The 15,060-nt window shown below is 62.4% G+C and carries 16 protein-coding genes and 1 pseudogene; 6 read left to right on the forward strand and 11 right to left on the reverse strand.

Annotation, left to right across the window (positions count from 1 at the left end; all coding sequences use genetic code 11):
• Positions 1–40: 40 nt before the first annotated feature.
• The gene (locus F4U95_RS22915) at positions 41–865 is read right to left on the reverse strand and encodes a type 1 glutamine amidotransferase domain-containing protein (RefSeq protein WP_232016565.1); all 825 of its coding nucleotides are present in this window, start codon (positions 863–865) and stop codon (positions 41–43) included.
• Positions 866–948: 83 nt separating this feature from the next.
• Here F4U95_RS22915 and F4U95_RS22920 point away from each other — a divergent pair, with 83 nt between their 5' ends.
• The gene (locus tag F4U95_RS22920; protein WP_120252765.1) at positions 949–1,884 is read left to right on the forward strand and encodes a LysR family transcriptional regulator; all 936 of its coding nucleotides are present in this window, start codon (positions 949–951) and stop codon (positions 1,882–1,884) included.
• A gap of 84 nt (positions 1,885–1,968) precedes the next feature.
• Complete coding sequence (locus tag F4U95_RS22925; protein WP_120252764.1) at positions 1,969–2,985, forward strand: zinc-binding alcohol dehydrogenase family protein; 1,017 nt, start codon at positions 1,969–1,971, stop codon at positions 2,983–2,985.
• Between the two features lie 216 nt (positions 2,986–3,201).
• Here F4U95_RS22925 and F4U95_RS22930 read toward each other — a convergent pair whose 3' ends face one another.
• Positions 3,202–3,846 (reverse strand): substrate binding domain-containing protein, encoded by a 645-nt coding sequence (locus F4U95_RS22930; RefSeq protein ID WP_120252763.1) that lies wholly within the window; start codon positions 3,844–3,846, stop codon positions 3,202–3,204.
• Positions 3,847–4,026: 180 nt separating this feature from the next.
• Here F4U95_RS22930 and F4U95_RS22935 point away from each other — a divergent pair, with 180 nt between their 5' ends.
• Together F4U95_RS22935 and F4U95_RS22940 are read left to right on the forward strand one after the other, a co-directional pair.
• The gene (locus tag F4U95_RS22935; protein ID WP_120252762.1) at positions 4,027–5,238 is read left to right on the forward strand and encodes an IS256 family transposase; all 1,212 of its coding nucleotides are present in this window, start codon (positions 4,027–4,029) and stop codon (positions 5,236–5,238) included.
• 63 nt (positions 5,239–5,301) lie between these two features.
• Complete coding sequence (locus F4U95_RS22940; RefSeq protein ID WP_120252761.1) at positions 5,302–5,871, forward strand: tyrosine-type recombinase/integrase; 570 nt, start codon at positions 5,302–5,304, stop codon at positions 5,869–5,871.
• 136 nt (positions 5,872–6,007) lie between these two features.
• Here F4U95_RS22940 and cydB read toward each other — a convergent pair whose 3' ends face one another.
• Genes cydB through F4U95_RS22985 form a run of 8 tightly spaced genes read right to left on the reverse strand, consistent with a single transcriptional unit; the run spans position 6,008 to position 12,811 of the window.
• Positions 6,008–7,006: a cytochrome d ubiquinol oxidase subunit II gene (cydB, locus tag F4U95_RS22950; protein WP_017502966.1), complete on the reverse strand. Its 999-nt coding sequence runs from the start codon at positions 7,004–7,006 to the stop codon at positions 6,008–6,010.
• Positions 7,003–8,397: a cytochrome ubiquinol oxidase subunit I gene (locus tag F4U95_RS22955; protein ID WP_120252760.1), complete on the reverse strand. Its 1,395-nt coding sequence runs from the start codon at positions 8,395–8,397 to the stop codon at positions 7,003–7,005. Before F4U95_RS22955 ends, cydB begins: the two co-directional genes overlap by 4 nt.
• A gap of 12 nt (positions 8,398–8,409) precedes the next feature.
• Positions 8,410–9,195: a sulfite exporter TauE/SafE family protein gene (locus tag F4U95_RS22960; RefSeq protein ID WP_120252759.1), complete on the reverse strand. Its 786-nt coding sequence runs from the start codon at positions 9,193–9,195 to the stop codon at positions 8,410–8,412.
• A 3-nt stretch (positions 9,196–9,198) separates the two neighbouring features.
• Positions 9,199–10,782 (reverse strand): bifunctional protein tyrosine phosphatase family protein/NAD(P)/FAD-dependent oxidoreductase, encoded by a 1,584-nt coding sequence (locus F4U95_RS22965; protein WP_120252758.1) that lies wholly within the window; start codon positions 10,780–10,782, stop codon positions 9,199–9,201.
• 37 nt (positions 10,783–10,819) lie between these two features.
• The gene (locus tag F4U95_RS22970; protein ID WP_120252757.1) at positions 10,820–11,230 is read right to left on the reverse strand and encodes a DUF6691 family protein; all 411 of its coding nucleotides are present in this window, start codon (positions 11,228–11,230) and stop codon (positions 10,820–10,822) included.
• Positions 11,227–11,433 carry a YgaP family membrane protein gene (locus tag F4U95_RS22975; protein ID WP_120252756.1) on the reverse strand — a complete coding sequence of 69 codons (207 nt, stop codon included), beginning with the start codon at positions 11,431–11,433 and terminating at the stop codon, positions 11,227–11,229. The genes F4U95_RS22970 and F4U95_RS22975 overlap by 4 nt, the downstream gene beginning before the upstream one ends.
• 14 nt (positions 11,434–11,447) lie before the next feature.
• Positions 11,448–11,897, reverse strand: a complete 450-nt coding sequence (locus F4U95_RS22980) for a YeeE/YedE family protein (RefSeq protein ID WP_120252755.1) — start codon at positions 11,895–11,897, stop codon at positions 11,448–11,450.
• Positions 11,894–12,811, reverse strand: coding sequence for an MBL fold metallo-hydrolase (locus F4U95_RS22985; protein ID WP_120253500.1), 918 nt, complete (start codon positions 12,809–12,811; stop codon positions 11,894–11,896). Before F4U95_RS22985 ends, F4U95_RS22980 begins: the two co-directional genes overlap by 4 nt.
• 87 nt (positions 12,812–12,898) lie before the next feature.
• On the opposite strand from F4U95_RS22985, the gene F4U95_RS22990 reads away from it, so the two are divergent.
• Together F4U95_RS22990 and F4U95_RS22995 are read left to right on the forward strand one after the other, a co-directional pair.
• Positions 12,899–13,522, forward strand: a complete 624-nt coding sequence (locus F4U95_RS22990; RefSeq protein WP_120253499.1) for a peroxiredoxin — start codon at positions 12,899–12,901, stop codon at positions 13,520–13,522.
• On the forward strand, positions 13,519–13,911 hold the full coding sequence (locus F4U95_RS22995) for an ArsR/SmtB family transcription factor (protein ID WP_120252754.1): 393 nt from the start codon (positions 13,519–13,521) through the stop codon (positions 13,909–13,911). The genes F4U95_RS22990 and F4U95_RS22995 overlap by 4 nt, the downstream gene beginning before the upstream one ends.
• Positions 13,912–14,374: 463 nt before the next feature.
• On the opposite strand, the pseudogene F4U95_RS23000 reads toward F4U95_RS22995, so the two are convergent.
• Positions 14,375–14,911, reverse strand: a pseudogene (locus F4U95_RS23000) (IS91 family transposase); the annotation flags it as partial.
• Positions 14,912–15,060: the final 149 nt, after the last annotated feature.

Genomic DNA, 15,060 nt, shown 5'->3' on the forward strand with positions numbered 1-15,060 from the left:
GGAGGGCGCACCCTGAGCGCCCCGCCGGTCATCCTCGTACTTACGCAGCGGCGCGATCGAGGGCTTCGATCAACGCGTCGGCCATGGCCCGGTCCGATGCCGGATTCTGACCCGTGATCAGCTCCCGGTCCACGACGACATTCGAAGCGAAGTTCCTGTCGGTGACAGAGACGTCGCCACCGGCCGACCGCAGCGCCTTTTCCATGTCGAAGTAGAGCTCGCCCTCCAGCACTTGCTCCTCAGCGATCTTCTCCTCGCTCGCCGAAAAGACTGTCATGCGGTAGCCCGCGTAGATCCAGTCTCGCGCCAGGTCGGCCGCCCCGGCGTCATCGCCTTCCTCCAGCGCCTTGCGGAAGGCCGGAGCATCCTCGAGCGCGGCGACAACGACCACCGGTCCGTGGCAGAGGAGCGCGGTCGGCTTGGCCGCTGCGTGGAAGTGACGGAGGATCGTGCCCGCATCGCGGTCCACCATGAGGTCGACGATGGGCGCGTGACCTCCCGGCACGAACACGCCAGCAAAGCCGTCCAGACCCTCGTCGACGACCGATTTCAGCGTACGCACGTCGTTCATCGCCGGGTGGCTGGCAAAAAAGTCCTTGGCGCGCTGGAATGCCGTCTCATCGCCGCCAAAATGATCAACCGAAACGGAGACGGCGTCGATGTGCGGCTTGGCCCCATTGGGCGTGGCGAGAACAATATCATAGCCGGCGTCGAGCAGAGCCAGCGCGGGGACCGCCGTCTCGTTGAGATACTGACCGACCGTCGCGGTACCGCCGCCACGCAGACCGATCTGCGTCGCGTTCGATCCAAGAACGAGAACCTGACCCTTGCTCATCTGAACCTCCATGTTCGCGGCGTCGATCACCGATGGACGCTAAATGGGCCTCGTTGACATATTCTAGAAGTTTATCTTTTTGATTTCAGATATAACGCTAACAGGATGACTGTATGCGCTACGATCTGAACCTGCTGCCGATCTTCGTCGCGTTGATGGAGGAGCGCAGCGTCACGCGGGCCGCCGAGCGCATGGGCATGACACAGCCCGCCCTGTCTAACGCCCTATCGCGTCTACGACTGATGCTTCAGGACCAGCTGTTCGTCCGCGAGCGCTACGGCATCCAGCCGACCCCGATCGCGCTAGAACTCTCACCGCTGATCGCCGAGGCACTCGCCCAGCTCGACGACGCGGTCCTCGGTCAGCAGGCCTTCGACCCCGCACAGGCCGAACGGCTCTTCACGATCGCGCCAAACGGCTATGTCGAGTTCGTCCTCGTCCCCGCTATCGTGGCGCGCCTGGAGAAGGTCGCCCCCGGCATAAAGCTTCGTCTGACGCCCTTCGGCAACGATCTTGTGGAAACAGGCGTCGTGTCGGGCACGACGGCGCTCGTGCTGGGCCGCATCGTCGATCCGCCCGACAACCTCGTCGTCCAGCACCTGATGGACGAAGGGCTCGCCTGCGCCGTCCGCGCCGACCATCCGGGCGTCGGCGATGCCATGACGCGCGAGCAGTTCGAGACGATGAAGCATGTCAACATCGTGCCGCCCGGACGGATGCGCGCCGGTTTGTTTCAGGCGCTGGCGCAGCAGCAGCTGAAGCGCGACGTCGCGATCTCCGTGACAAACTTCTTCGCGGTAGCCGAGATGGTGGCCGTGACCGACTATTGCGCCACCTTGCCCTCGCTCATCTGCAGGCGGCTGATGCACGACCCCCGGCTGAAGATCCTGCCGGCTCCGGTCGACCTTGGCAGCTTTCCCGTGGAAATGGCTTGGCACGTCCGCTATCGGCATGATCCCGCACACCGCTGGTTACGGGCGCTGATCGGCGCGGTCATCGCCGACCTCACGGGGAAGACGGCAGCGGCAACCACGCCGTCGCCAGCCTGAGGACGATGTCGAACCGCGATGTCGCTTGTGCGTATCCCGTATGCGACAAAGTTCGCTATACAGCCCCTGACAATAGGATTTATCATGCGCGCAATCGGCTACCAGCAGCCCGGAACGATCGATCGCACGGAAGCTCTCGTCGATATCGAACTTCCCGATCCCAACGCTACCGGCCGTGATCTCCTCGTCGAGGTCAAGGCTGTCTCGGTAAACCCGGTTGACACGAAGGTGCGCGCTGGCTCGGGTTCGATCCACGGTGATTGGCGTGTCCTGGGTTGGGATGCCGCCGGTGTCGTGCGCGCTGTTGGCCCTGAAGTGCGCGGCTTCGAACCGGGCGACGAGGTGTTCTACGCGGGCAGCATCGGCCGCGATGGGACCAACGCCGAGTTGCACCTGGTCGACGAGCGCATTGTCGGGAAGAAGCCGGCCAGCCTCGATTGGGCAGAGGCAGCGGCGTTGCCGCTGACGGCGATCACCGCGTGGGAGGCCCTCTTCGAGCGATTGTCCGTGCGTACTCCTGTAGCCGGTGCAGCACATGCGCTGTTGATTGTCGGGGGTGCCGGCGGGGTAGGCTCGATGGCAATCCAGCTTGCTCGCCAAGTACCCGAGCTGATCGTCATTGCGACGGCCTCGCGCCCTGAAACGCAGGCCTGGGTGGGTGAGCTCGGTGCGCACCATGTCATCGATCATCGCCAGCCGCTGGCTCGGCAAGTGGCGGATTTGGGCATCGGCGCGCCGGCTTTCATCTTCTCGGCCACGCACACCGACGAGCATATCGAGCAGATCGCCGAGCTGATCGCCCCGCAGGGACGTTTTGCGCTCATCGACGACCCCAAGACGCTCGATGTCGTACCGTTCAAACGCAAGTCGGTGTCGACCCACTGGGAGTTTATGTTCACCCGGTCCATGTTCGAGACTGCTGATATGGAAACGCAGGGTCAGATCCTGTCGGCCATCGCCAGCCTCGTGGACGCCGGCGAGGTGCGCACCACCCTCACCGAACGGTTCTACCCCATCAACGCCGCGAACCTCAAGCGCGCGCACCAGGCGCTTGAGAGCACTACCGCACGCGGCAAGATCGTCATCGAGGGTTGGCAGTGATGCGGTTCACGCTCACTCAACGTCCGCCGCGCCCGCGGCCCCCGCTGCACCAACTGAAAGGGACCAAGCCTCGGCGTTATCGATGCCAGCCATGTGCGGTTGTGGGCGTCGCTTTCGCTGGGTCACTGATATCTACAATCGTAAAAGACCGTGATGTTTCGAGATAGCAGACGCGGTCCTCGGGTGAAAACTCGGGACGTCTGCCAGCTCGGCATCTCACCAATCGGTGCCAAGAGCGGGGAGTGCTTCGGCTAAGAAGTCAATCCACGCCCGCGTCTTGGCGGCGGGGCGCCGCGTCGGGTGTGTGATGGCATATGCCGCTCCCAGCATCATAGGCGGCTCGTCCAGCTCAAGCTCGCTCAACTGGCCGGCGCGAAGCGCCTCTGCCGCAATAAAGCGTGGCCCATAGACCAGCCCTTGGCCCGCAATGGCAGCGCGAACCAAGGCCTCGCCATTGTCTGAACACATCGATCCTGAGATCGGCACCTTGATCGTCCCGTCTTTGCCGAACGCCCACGATGTCGTTCCTGCAAGCGACGCGTTGGTGTGGCCCAGACAATCGTGATCGCCGAGATCGGCCAGGCGAGTTGGCGTTCCCCTCCTCGCCAAATAAGAGGGGGCGGCACACAACACGACGCGCATCGCCACGAGCTTGCGGGCAACAAGCGCACTGTTGGCGAGGCGCCCGATCCGTACGGCGACATCCCAACGCTCTTCCAGCAGGTCGACGTAACGATCGTTGAAGCCCAGTTCGATCGTCACCTCGGGATGACGTGCGGAGAAAGCAGGGATGAGTGAGGCAAGGTGCAGAACGCCGAAGGTGGCGGGCGCACTGACGCGCAGCAGTCCCTGGGCGGTGATCGACCGCGACGATGCCTCCGGTTAGCGTCCGCGCTCGTGGTGTAATTTCCAGTGTAGATTGAGGTTGTCGCATGGGGTGGGGCATGCCCCACCCCATGCGATTTCGATCTCGGTGGCCACCGGGCTCATCGGTAAGGTGGAGTTACCACACTTCACACGCCCACCGAGGAGTTGATCCCGATGACCGACGACAGACTACCGCTTGCTGAACTGATGGCGAAGACCGGAGATGGAGATTTCCTGCGCACGATCGCCGAGAGCGTGCTGCAGATCATTATGGAGGCCGATGTCGACGGTCTCGTCGGCGCTGGCCGGCACGAACGCTCCGGCGAGCGCACGACCTGGCGCAATGGCTACCGTGACCGCAGCCTCGATACCCGGCTCGGCACGCTCAACCTGAAAATTCCCAAGTTGAGGACCGGCGCCTACTTTCCCGGCTTTCTGGAGCCCAGGAAGACCGTCGAGAAGGCGTTGGTCGCGGTCATCCAGGAGGCGTGGATCGCCGGGGTCAGCACCCGGCGCGTCGACGAGCTGGTGCAGGCAATGGGCATGACCGGCATCTCCAAGTCCTCTGTGTCGAAGCTGTGCAAGGACATCGATGAGCGCGTCCATGCCTTTCTCAAGCGACCACTTGCCGGCGACTGGCCCTACCTCTGGCTCGATGCCACTTACCTCAAGGTGCGCGAGAGTGGGCGGATCGTCAGTGTCGCCGCGATAATCGCCGTGGCCGTTAACACCGAGGGCAGGCGTGAGATCGTCGGCCTGCACATCGGCCCTTCCGAAGCCGAGCCCTTCTGGTCGAGCTTTCTCAAGGACCTCTCCCGCCGCGGCCTGACCGGCGTGAAGCTGGTCATCTCCGACGCCCACGAAGGCCTCAAGGCGGCGATCACCCGTGTGCTCAGCGCCACCTGGCAGCGCTGCCGCGTCCACTTCATGAGGAACGCGCTCGCCTACGTGCCCAAGGGCCAGAACACGGTCGTCGCTGCTGCCATCCGCCAGGTCTTCCTCCAGCCCGACCATGCCGCAGCAACACAGGTCTGGCGTCAGGTCGCTGATCAGTTGCGCGCCCGCTGGCCCAAGCTCGGCGCCTGCATGGACGATGCCGAGCATGACGTGCTCGCCTACATGACCTTCCCCGAGCAGCACCGCGTCAAGCTTCACAGCACCAACCCGTTGGAACGGCTGAACAAGGAAGTGAAGAGACGGGCCGATGTCGTCGGCATCTTCCCGAACGAGGACAGCATCATCCGCCTCGTCGGCGCCGTCCTGCTCGAGCAGAACGACGAATACCAACTCCAGCACCGCTACATGCAGATCGAGGGCATGGCCGCCCTTGCCACACCAACAATCGAGGAGGTTCAGCCACTACAGATTACACCCAAGGCCGCCTGAAAATGCAGCCCGCTGGCCACACCCGAATTTACACCACGTTGACGGACGCGACCCGGAAGGACCGTGGGTGCAAAGCGGGCTCTGAAACCGAAGCAGATTTGGGAAATCCGTTTCTACCTCAATCAGCACCGTCGGCTGCGAGATCGCGCGCTATTCGATCTGGCGATCGACAGCAAACTTCGCGGCTGCGACTTGGTGCAGATGAAGATCGGCGACCTTGTCAGCGGAGGGCAAATCCGAATGCGGGCGATCGTAATGCAGCAGAAAACGAGCCGGCCCGTTCAGTTCGAACTGCTGCCAGATGCTCGAGCGAGCTTGCTGGCATGGCTCGAACAAAGGGGCGGCACGCTGGACGATTATGTGTTTCCGAGCCGAGTTGATCATAATGGGCATCTCAGCACTCGCCAGTATGCTCGGCTCGTCGATGAATGGGTGACAGGGGTCGGCCTCATGCGGAGCGAGTATGGCACCCATTCGCTTCGGCGAACGAAGGCATCGATCATCTACAGGGCGACCGGCAATCTACGGGCAGTCCAGATCCTGCTCGGCCACAGCAAGAGCGAGAATACGGTGCGCTATCTCGGGATCGACGTAGAGGACGCGCTGGCCCTCGCTGAAAATACCGAAATTTGAGTGTTGGCCCCTCACCTAAGGCGAGGGGCCATTTATCGTAGCCACCAGCGGAGCATTCCGCCCACAAGCGCCAACGCGGAAACGCTCGCAGCCCAGATGCCGACGAACCAACCGAGACGGCTCAGCAACAGGCGCATCAGTGATATCCTTCCGTGCCAACCTTGCCCCGGAAGACCCAATAGGACCAGGCCGTGTAGGCAAGGATCATCGGCACCATGATCGCGGCTCCCACCAGCATGAACAACTGGCTGCGGACGGGCGCCGCCGCTTCCCATATTGTCACGCGCGCCGGAACGACATCGGGCCAGATCGAGACGCCAAGCCCGACCAGGCACAGTCCGAAAAGCGAGAGCGCCCAGAAGAACGGCTGCACATCTCGCTTCACGCGGAGGCTGCGATAAAAGAGGAATGTCACGATAAGCGTGGCAAGCGGCACCTGCGCTGTCGCTACCACGCCCGGGAAGCTTAGCCAGCGCTGATAATATTGCGTTTCGAGCCGCAGCGTTGCGAGGCTAATCACGCCGATCATGATGAGCAGGCCGATTCCAAGCCGCCCGGCATAGGTCACCGTCTGCCGCTGCAATCCGCCTTCGGTCTTCCAGTTGAGCCAGCAGGCGCCGAGCAGGGCATAGCCGATCAGCAGGCCGACGCCGGTCAGCAGGCTGAAAGGCGACAGCCATTCCCACCAGCCTCCGGCATAACTGCGCCCCTCGACGGTGATGCCCTGTAGCAGGGCCCCGAGCGCAATGCCTTGCGCAAAGGTGGCGATAACCGACCCTGTCGTGAAGGCCGTGTCCCAGAAAGCACGGTGCGCCGGATCCCGCCAGCGGAACTCGAAGGCCACGCCGCGGAACACGAGTCCCAGCAGCATCGCGATCATCGGCGCGTAAAGCGCGGGAAGGATGATGGCATAGGCCAGCGGAAATGCGGCAAACAGGCCGCCTACGCCCATCACGAGCCAGGTTTCGTTGCCATCCCAGACGGGCGCGATGCTGTTCATCGCAGTGTCGCGGTCCTGCCCGACCTTGAAGAACGGAAACAGGATGCCGATCCCAAGATCGAAGCCGTCCATCACGACATAGGCGATGATCGCAAAGCCGATGATGCAGGCCCAGATGACGGTGAGGTCGATCATGCCGAAGCTCCTTCGATGATAGCCGGTGCGGGCGTGATACCTGCGCTGCGAATGGGCGCGTCGCTCGGCGGGGTTTCATGCGCCTCTGGCGGCTTCTTCATGAGATGAAGCAGATACCAGATGCCCATGCCGAAGACGGTGAAATAGACGATCACGAAGGCCAGCAGCGACGAGGCGACCGCAGGGGCATCGAGCGGCGAAGCGCTCTGGGCGGTCCGGAGCAAGCCATAGATCGTAAAGGGTTGCCTCCCGACTTCCGTCACGATCCAGCCGGCCAGCACGGCAATCAGTCCCGACGGCCCCATGAGCACAGCGAAGCGGTGCAGCAGCGGCCAGTCGTAGAGCGCTTTACGCCAGCGCGCGATGAGGCTCAGGAGTCCGATCCCGAGCATTGCGAACCCGATGCCGACCATCACGCGGAACGCCCAGAAAACGATGCCGACGGGCGGACGATCAGCTTGCGGCACGGTATCGAGACCTTTCAAGGGCGCATCGAGTTCGTGCTTCAGGATTAGCGACGACGCCTTGGGTATCTCGATGGCATAATCCACCCGCTGCTCAGCACTGTTGGGGATGCCGAACAGGATCAAAGGGGCCCCGTTTGGATGGCTCTGAAAATGGCCTTCCATCGCCATCACCTTCACTGGCTGATGCTCGAGTGTATTGAGCCCATGCATGTCGCCCGCGAAAATCTGGATGGGCGCTACGATGGCGGCCATCCACATCGCCATGGAGAACATCTTGCGCGCGCCGGGATTGCTGCGGTCCTTAAGAAGATGCCAGGCACCGACCGCGCCGACGATGAAGGCGGTCGTCAGATAGGCGGCAAGGACTGTGTGAAAGAGCCGATAGGGGAAGCTGGGATTGAAGATGATTGTCAGCCAGCTTGGCCCCGGCAGGAACTGGCCGTTGGCGCCGACCTCATAGCCGACCGGCGTTTGCATCCAGCTGTTGACCGACAGGATCCAGAAAGCGGAAATGAAAGTCCCCAGCGCGACTGCAAGCGTCGCGACGAAGTGCAGCTTGCGCCCAACCTTGTTGATCCCGAACAGCATGACCCCGAGGAATCCGGCTTCTAGGAAGAAGGCGGTCAGCACCTCATAGGCCATCAGCGGTCCGATGACAGGTCCCGCCTTGTCCGAGAACACCGACCAGTTGGTGCCGAACTGGTAGGACATGACGATGCCCGAGACGACGCCCATCGCGAACACGACGGCGAAGATCTTCAGCCAGTAGCGAAACAGGTTCGCATAGACGCCCTTGCCGGTCTTCAGCCACAGAGCTTCGAGCACGGCCAGATAGCTTGCCAGCCCGATGGAAAAGGCCGGGAAGAGGAAGTGAAAGCTCACCGTGAAGGCGAATTGCGCCCTTGCGAGAATGATGGCGTCCATGAATATCCCCGTTCAGCTGGCGAGTTCGAACCAGCTCTTGAATAGCATGTAGATGGCAACGACGAGCACGAAGACGGCGAAGAGGCTGTTCAACCGGCCCTTTTCGGCGGCCAGCACCTGCGATGCACGCGTGCCGATCACGCTTCCGACAATGCCGCCGACAATAAACACGCCAGCCAGGCCCCAAAGGACATAGCCCGAAAGCGCATAGTTAAGCGCCGTCGTCAGGCCGAAGGCCGCGACCGCGACAAGCGAGGTGCCGATCGCGCGCAGGATGGGCATGTGGGTCGAAGCGATCAGGCCCGGCACGATCAGGAAACCGCCGCCGATCCCGAAGAAGCCGGAAAAGGCACCGGTGCCGAGACCATAGCCGACGACCTTGCCCACATTCTCCCGATTGCACTGCGCGCCCTCGACGCCCTGGTCGCCGCGACCGCGAAACATCAGCACCGCCACAACAATCATCAGGATCGCGAACAGGAAGAGCAGCTTGTGCCCGTCGATGCTCTTGCCGAGCGTCGAGCCGCCAAGCGCGCCGACGACGCCGGCGGCAGCATAAATGCCCCCGCATCGCCAGTTGACGGTGCGGGCATGGGCGTGGTTCCAGAGGCCGGCGAGCGCATTGGCCGCGACTGCCAGTGCGCTGGTGCCGATCGCCTCATGCGGATTGCGTATCCCCACAAGATAGAGCAGCAGTGGCACGGCGAGGATCGACCCGCCGCCCCCGACGAGCCCGAGGACAAAGCCCACAAGTGCGCCCGACAGGCCGCCGAGGGCATATTGTAGCGGCTCAAGCATGGTTCAGTGCGCCGCCTTGATCGCGTGCGGCGCGACCATCCATTCCCGGCCCTTGAGCATGCCGTGCCAGTAAACTGGCGGCAGGATCGTATCCTTGAGAAGCCAGGACAGGCGCGAGGGCCGCGTTCCGTCGATCAGCCAGTTGGGAAAGCTGGGCAGCAATTTCCCGCCATAGCCGAACTCGGCGAGGACGATCTTGCCCGCCTCGACCGTCAGCGGGCAGGAGCCATAGCCGTCATATTCGGCGGCCGGCGGCTTGCCCTCGAGCGCGGCAAGAACATTGACCGCGACGACCGGCGCCTGCTTGCGCGCCGCGGCAGCGGTCTTGGCATTCGAGGCGGAGCAGGCGTCGCCCAATGCAAAGACATTAGGATAGTGCACATGTTGCAGCGTCGCCTCGTTGACCTCAATGAAGCCGGAGGCTGCCGCGAGCGGACTGGTGCGCACGAAATCGGGCGCGACCTGCGGCGGCACGACGTGGATCATGTCAAAGCGCTCCTCGACGAGCCGGGTGCCTTCGCCATCCTTGCGTTCGAACGTCGCCACCTTTGCGGCGCCGTCGATCGCGACGAGCTTCGATTCGAAATTGAGGTGGGCCCCGTAGCGCTCGACATATTCCATCAGCGCCGGAACATAGGCGGCTACGCCGAACAGCACCGCGCCAGCGGTGTGGAACTGGACGTCGATGTCTTGCAGGACGCCCGCCTTTTCCCAGCGATGACAGGAGAGATACATCGCTTTCTGCGGCGCTCCCGCACATTTGATCGGCATCGCCGGTTGGGTGAACAGCGCCCGTCCGCCCCTGAATTCCTTCACCAGCCGGTTGGTGTAGGGCGCAAGATCATAGCCATAGTTGGAGGTCACGCCGTTATGGCCGATCGTCTCGGCCAGGCCCGGTATTGCGTTCCAGTCGAGTTTGATGCCGGGACAGGCGACGAGGACCCGGTAGCGAACTTCGCTGCCGTCACTGAGGACCACCTTGTTTTCATCGGGAGCAAAGCCGGAGGCGGCGGCCCGGATCCACGTCACGCGGCTGGGCATAACCTGCGCTTCGGTGCGGCGCGTGAAATCCTTGTCGAATACACCCGCGCCAACCATCGTCCAGCCAGGCTGATAGTAATGCACCTCGGAGGGCTCGATGACGGCGATATCAAGCTTGGGATTGCGCTTGAGGAGGCTGGACGCCGTTGCAATCCCGGCCGCGCCACCGCCGACAATCACAACATCGTGAACGCGGGCGCTAGGTGCCGAAGGGTTTTGCGATGAGACCAATTCATATAATTTCGTTGATCGTGCGCCGGAACGGCAAAAGGCCAGGACTGGTTGAGGGAGGCGCGCAAGCGCATCCGCCATGGCCGCGACATTCGCATCAGTGATCGCCCCGGAGATTGCGGGGACATAAGCAAAGCGCAGGCCCTGTCGTTCGGCAGCTTCACCTATTTGCGCGGCGGCGATCTGGCCCGGTTCCTCATCATCGGGTCGATTGCAGATGATCGCCTTATAGCCTTGGGCGAAGATCGCGGGAATGTCCGCAACATCGACCTGCGGGGAGACAGCGAAATCCCGGTTGAGCGGCTTGATGTTCATGGCTTCTCCTCGCTCCCGCTTCGAAGCGGGCCTCTTTTCATTGTGTGGTGATGCGGTGCGCGGTCATGCCGGCGAGCATGGCGACCACGAAAATCCCCGCCTCAAATGGCGCGATGGCAAGGTCGGCGAGTGCGGGGCCGGGACATAGTCCCGCGATCCCCCAACCGATCCCGAACAGCGACGCTCCGCCAAGCAATTTGGCATCTAGTAGGCTTGTGCCAGGCAAGTCGAAGGCTTCGCAGACGATCGGTCGTGGCATCCGCTTCTGAACCAACCAGGCGATCGCCATAGGCATCATCGCACCGGTCATTACGAAGGCGAGAGTAGGGTCCCACGCCCCAAACAGATCGAGGAACGCGCGCACCCGCGCCGGGTCAGCCATGCCGGACACGGTGAGCCCCGCTCCAAATAGGAGGCCGGCAAGCAACGAGATGGCGGGGACCTTCACTTGGCCCTGCCGCAGGTCGAAAGACCGAGCGGGCGGTAGAGCGGACAGACGCCGACCGCGCTCGTGAGAAGGAAGACAACCGCAAGGATCGCCAAACCGACACCGAGGGGTCCGCTGATCGTTCCGGTCCACCAAAGATAAGCAAGCACCAGCGCCACGATCGTGCGCAGCAGCCGGTCGAATGTTCCCATATTCTTCTTCATCCCCAGCCTCCCGATTATCCGTTGATGAATCCAAAAGCGCGCATCAGCCCGACAGTCGCGAAGCCGCTCGTCATGAAGGTCAAGGTGGCGACCATGGATCGGCGCGAGAGTCGGGAAAGACCGCAGACCCCGTGCCCGCTCGTGCATCCCGAACCGAGCCGCGTCCCGAAACCCACGAGCAGCCCGGCAATGACCAGTTGCAGGATCGATCCCGTGAAACGCGGCTCGACCCCGTTGGAAGCCAGCGTGGCGACCAGCGCTCCCAGCGGCAGCCCGATAACAAAGGCGAGCGCGACGGCGCGCGGCGCGCCCGTATCGGCAATGCCCGACGCTCCGGCGAGCATGCCGCTGACCCCGGCAATGCGACCAAGTCCGAGCAGCATGATTGCTGCAGCAAGCCCGATGAGCAGGCCACCCGCCAAGCCCGCAACGGGCATAGCGCTAGGGAAGCTGGGCAGTATCATACCGCGTTGACCGGGATCTTGAGATACGTGACGCCATTGTCCTCGGCCGGCGGCAAGTGCCCCGCGCGCATGTTCACCTGGACCGAAGGCAGGATCAGGCGCGGCATCGCGAGCGTTTTGTCGCGGGCCTCGCGCATCGCGACGAATTCGTCTTCACTTACCCCTTCATGGATATGGACGTTGGCCTTGCGCTCGGCCTCTACGGTCGTTTCCCAGACATAGTCCTTGCGCCCCTCCGGCAGATAATCGTGGCACATGAAGAGCCGCGTCTCCGGCGGCAGCGACAAAAGCCGCATCGCCGACTGATAGAGAGTGCGGGCATCGCCGCCGGGGAAATCAGCGCGCGCCGTGCCATAATCCGGCATGAACATGGTGTCGCCGACAAAGACGGCATCACCGATCACATATGCGATGCAGGCCGGCGTATGCCCCGGCACATGCAGCACGGTGACATCGAGATTGCCGATACGGAAGCGATCGCCGTCCTTCCACAGATGATCGAAGTCCGAGCCGTCGCGCTCGAAGTCGCTGCCTGCATTGAACAGCTTGCCGAAGGTCTGCTGCACGGTGACGATATGTTCGCCGATGGCGATCTTGCCGCCGAGCTTCTGCTGCAAATAGGGTGCGGCCGAGAGGTGATCGGCGTGGGCGTGGGTCTCCAGGTGCCAGTCGACCGACAGGCCCTTCTCCTTGACATAGCCGAGCACCGCATCTGCCGCGGAGAAGGATGTGCGACCCGAAGCCGGATCATAATCCAACACGCTGTCGATGATCGCGGCGCGAAGGCTCTCTGGGTCATGAACGACATAGGTCACCGTGAAAGTCGGCTCGTCGAAAAAGGCCTTGATCTGGGGAATGCCAGCCTGAGCAGCGGAGATTTGCGAGGAGGCTGCAGCCAGCGCGGAGTCGGTCACGGAAAACCTCATAAATTCATATTTACACACATCATGTAATTGCATAATCTTCTTGCGTCAAGCGGCGAGACTGTCGAAGGAGACGTCATGGAAATCGGTCAAAAAACGGAAAGCCGGCCACCGCGTATCGGAGATATTGCGCCGGACTTCCGCGCCCGCTCGACGGGAGGCGAAATTCAGCTCTCCAAGCTGCGTGGAAGATGGGTGATATTTTTCTCCCATCCGGCGGACTTCACGCCTGTCTGCAGCACGGAATTTGCCGAACTCGCCCGGCGTCAGTCAGAATTTGACGCCCTTGAGACGTCGCTGCTGGGGCTGTCGGTCGACAGCCTGTACTCACACATGGCGTGGGTCCGGGCGATCCGCGAGACACTGAGCGCTGATGTTCGGTTTCCGATAATAGAGGATCCGAGCATGGCGATCGGGCGTGCCTATGGCATGGTCGATGAGCAATCGGCCGACAGTATGGCGATGCGCTCGACTTTCTTCATCGACCCTGAAGGGGTCATCAGAGCGATCACCTGCTATCCCCATAATGTCGGGCGTTCGGTTGATGAGATGCTGCGGATGCTTAAGGCGTTGAAGGCTGTGAGCAATGCCCAAACCCTGGCTCCTGAAGGATGGCGCGAAGGGAAGCCGTTGCTCAGTCCCCCATCCGACCTTGCTGAGGATCGCGAGGACTGGTTCTGCCGCTTCGTGGACGCACCATGACAGCCGCTTTTTATCAGGACCGCGATGTTGCGACCGTTGCGTCCGAAAAGCTCAAGGTTTTTGCGCAACCGCAGCGCCTTATGATTCTGTCTTGCCTGTTGCGCGGTGAGCGCAACGTGTCTGAGATCGGTGAAGCAACGGAGATCGCGCAGCCGGCGCTCAGCCAGCAGCTCGGCGAATTGCGCCGCGCCAATCTTGTTCAAACGCGCAAGGAGGCCAAGCTGGTGTGGTATACACTTGCCGACGAGAGCGTCGCTTTATGTGTCCGAACCATGGAAGCGATTTTCGGGGGGCTGGGTGAGGTCGACGATCTGCGCACACCCTCACATTCGACAAAGCGCCCGCCATCTCCGGAGGGTGTTGCCGGCTTCGCTCAAATTATCGATTAGAATTACATTGTGCCGATCGACATATGATTGGGCCAGTGTGTTCGGGGCGACGACTGACCGTCAGATCCAACCACCGCGATCGACCGCTTTCAGCAGAATAGGACGTCTATCGGCGCGAATGGAATGTCTGGCTTTGTGAAGGGTTTCGGGCGCTTGCGTACGAAAGCCTCCAGTGCAGGAACCCGCGGGCCCCACGCGCTGGTCTATGGGTAAAGCGGCTTTGGGGTGGTTCGGACGGGTAAGCGAGGCTGATCCGGAAGTGTCGGTTCTGGCCGGATCAACGTGACTTTGTGCGGCGTCAGAGTGCGGACGGTGGTGGTTTTGCTGGTCGGTGTGCCCTGCGCTGGGCTCGCTTCCGGAATGGGCATGCACTGGGTCATCGGCCAGGACGCCATGGGCGTGACCGTCGTGCAGCCTGAGCCATGCCGGATCATGGCGCATTCCCCCGGATTGGCGATGCCGATTATTGCGGTGCGCGGGGCTGGCACCAGCGGGCGAAGGCCTCGATGATGGTCATGGGCCCGCCGCAACATGGGCATGGCGGGCGATGGTCGGGAGGTTCGTCGGGTTCGGGCTCCTCGACCGGTACAGCAACGCCCAGCAGTTTGCGGGCCAGCGCCATGGTGTCCTTGTGGGTCGAACTGGCGAGCAGGCCGTAATGCCGGATGCGGTGGAAGCCGCGCGGCAGAACGTGGATCAGGAAGCGGCGGACGAACTCGTCGGTCGCCAGCGTCATGACCTGCTGGCGTTCAGCAGCAGGGCGGCGATAGTCTTTGTAGCGGAACGTCACGCCGGTCTCGTCGAAGCCGAGGAGCCGCCGGTTCGAGATGGCAACCCGGTGCGTGTAGCGCGAGAGATAGGCCAGCACCGCCTGCGGCCCGGCGAAGGGCGGCTTGGCATAGACCACCCAGCGCTTCTTCCGGATCGGTGAGAGATGCCGCAGGAAGGCCTTGCGTGTCGCGAGGCCAGCCAAGGTGCTGAAGAAGACCAGCTTGCCGGCATTGAAGCGCCCCGGGTTTTCAGGAGGCAGTTTTCATTGGGCTATGCAGCCATATCGAGGTTCTCGAGGGCTGCATAGTAATTGTCTTCGGCCTCAGCGGGCGGGATGTGCCCGATAGGGCCGAAGAGCCGGTGATTGTTGTACCAATC

It is taken from the genome of Sphingobium limneticum, from assembly GCF_008710165.1.
Lineage (GTDB): Bacteria > Pseudomonadota > Alphaproteobacteria > Sphingomonadales > Sphingomonadaceae > Sphingobium > Sphingobium limneticum.